This window comes from uncultured Roseobacter sp., from assembly GCF_947495275.1.
In the GTDB taxonomy this organism is placed as follows: Bacteria; Pseudomonadota; Alphaproteobacteria; order Rhodobacterales; family Rhodobacteraceae; genus Roseobacter.
The window spans coordinates 1-2,047 of the sequence record NZ_CANLYL010000043.1 but is presented as its reverse complement, the minus strand read 5'-3'; the positions used below and the strand labels follow the sequence as shown (position 1 = coordinate 2,047).

The following is a 2,047-nucleotide window of genomic DNA, read 5'->3' as shown; positions in this document are numbered from 1 at the left end:
ATTGGCACTCAGGTGTGGCGAGTGCCAATGTGTCCCTAAGCATGCCACCCCTACCCGGAAATCCCGAAAAGGAGCATTTCCATGATGTTTACACCCCTACATGACCGTGTCTTGGTTCGCATTATTGAAGGCGACGAAAAGACCTCGGGCGGCCTGATCATCCCTGACAATGCAAAAGAAAAACCGCAGGAAGGCGAAGTCGTATCCGTCGGTGCCGGTGCAAAAGACGACGCAGGCGCACGTATCGCAATGGACGTCAAAGCTGGCGACAAAATTTTGTTCGGCAAATGGTCGGGCACTGAAATTAAGATTGATAGCGAAGAGCTGATGATCATGAAGGAGAGCGACATCTTAGGCATTGTGGCCTGAACTACGCGTCCCCTTTCACACATCTTTCATTTAGGAATACCGACATGTCTGCAAAAGACGTCAAATTCGGCACGGACTCCCGTGACTGCATGCTCAAGGGCATCAATACGCTGGCCAACGCAGTCAAGGTTACGCTTGGCCCCAAGGGCCGCAACGTGGTCCTCGACAAATCCTATGGCGCGCCACGCATCACCAAGGACGGTGTCACGGTCGCCAAGGAAATCGAACTCTCGGATGCGTTCGAGAACATGGGCGCACAGCTCGTCAAGGATGTTGCATCGCGCACCAATGACGAGGCAGGCGACGGCACAACAACCGCCACGGTTCTCGCTCAGGCCATCGTCAAGGAAGGCATGAAGTCGGTCGCCGCAGGCATGAACCCGATGGACCTCAAACGCGGGATCGACAAAGCGGTCACCGCCGTTGTTGCTGAGGTCAAGGCAATGTCGCGGCCAGTGGGCGATACGGCCGAGATCGCCAAGGTCGGCACTATCTCCGCAAACGGTGAGGCTGCTATCGGTCAACAGATCGCGGACGCCATGGCGAAAGTCGGCAACGAAGGGGTTATCACCGTCGAAGAAAACAAAGGGCTGGAGACCGAGACCGAAGTGGTCGAGGGCATGCAGTTTGATCGCGGCTATCTCAGCCCGTATTTCATCACAGATACCGCCAAGATGACGGCGACCCTGGAGGACTGCGTCATCCTCCTGCACGAGAAGAAACTGACGTCTCTTGCCCCCATGGTGCCTTTGCTTGAGGCAGTCATGCAGGCGAACAAGCAGCTCTTGGTGATGGCCGAGGACATTGATGGCGAAGCGCTCGCAACCCTTGTGGTGAACAAACTGCGCGGTGGCCTGAAGGTTGCCGGTGTCAAAGCGCCCGGTTTCGGAGATCGTCGCAAGGCGATGTTGGAAGATCTTGCCATCCTTACCGGTGGACAGGTGATTTCCGAAGAGCTGGGCATCAAGCTTGAAAATGTCACGATGGACATGCTGGGCGATGCCAAAAAAATCACGATTACCAAGGACACAACAACCGTGATCGACGGCGCGGGCGACAAAGAAGCTATCGCTTCGCGTGTCACCCAAATCCGCGCCCAGATCGAAGAGACCACCTCTGACTACGACAAGGAGAAACTGCAGGAGCGGCTGGCCAAACTGGCGGGCGGCGTTGCGGTGATCAAAGTTGGTGGCGCGACCGAGATCGAAGTGAAAGAGCGCAAGGATCGGGTCGATGACGCCTTGAACGCAACACGTGCGGCTGTCCAGGAAGGCGTCGTACCAGGCGGTGGCGTTGCACTTGTCCATGCGGGCAAGGTTCTGGAAGGGCTCAAAGGAGACAACGCAGATCAGGATGCGGGTATCAAGATCATCCGTAAAGCCCTTCAGGCCCCGTTGCGCCAGATCGCTGAAAACGCCGGTGTTGATGGCTCGGTCGTTGCTGGAAAAGTACTTGAGAACGCCAGCAAGACGTTCGGCTATGATGCGCAGTTGGACCAGTACGGCGACATGTTGAAGGCCGGTGTCATTGATCCGACAAAGGTCGTTCGAATCGCGCTGGAATATGCCGCATCGATTGCCGGCCTGCTGGTCACCACTGAAGCGATGGTGGCGGACAAACCCGCCAGGCCGAACCGCCACGGCATACCCGACATGGAGGGTATGGAAGGCATGATGTA

General features: G+C 56.6%; 2 protein-coding genes. Both read left to right on the top strand.

Translation table 11 applies throughout. The annotated features are described in order from the left end of the window. Window positions 1–81: 81 nt before the first annotated feature. Complete coding sequence (locus Q0802_RS24575) at window positions 82–369, top strand: co-chaperone GroES (protein WP_298922644.1); 288 nt, start codon at window positions 82–84, stop codon at window positions 367–369. 44 nt (window positions 370–413) lie between these two features. Then, window positions 414–2,047, top strand: a 1,634-nt coding sequence (gene groL / locus Q0802_RS24570; RefSeq protein ID WP_298922643.1) for a chaperonin GroEL, incomplete at its 3' end; no start/stop codon positions are given.

What these genes read in the sequence shown, in the direction of transcription:
- Q0802_RS24575 (WP_298922644.1), top strand. Translation starts at nt 82, where the DNA reads ATGATGTTTACACCCCTACATGACCGTGTCTTGGTTCGCATTATTGAA.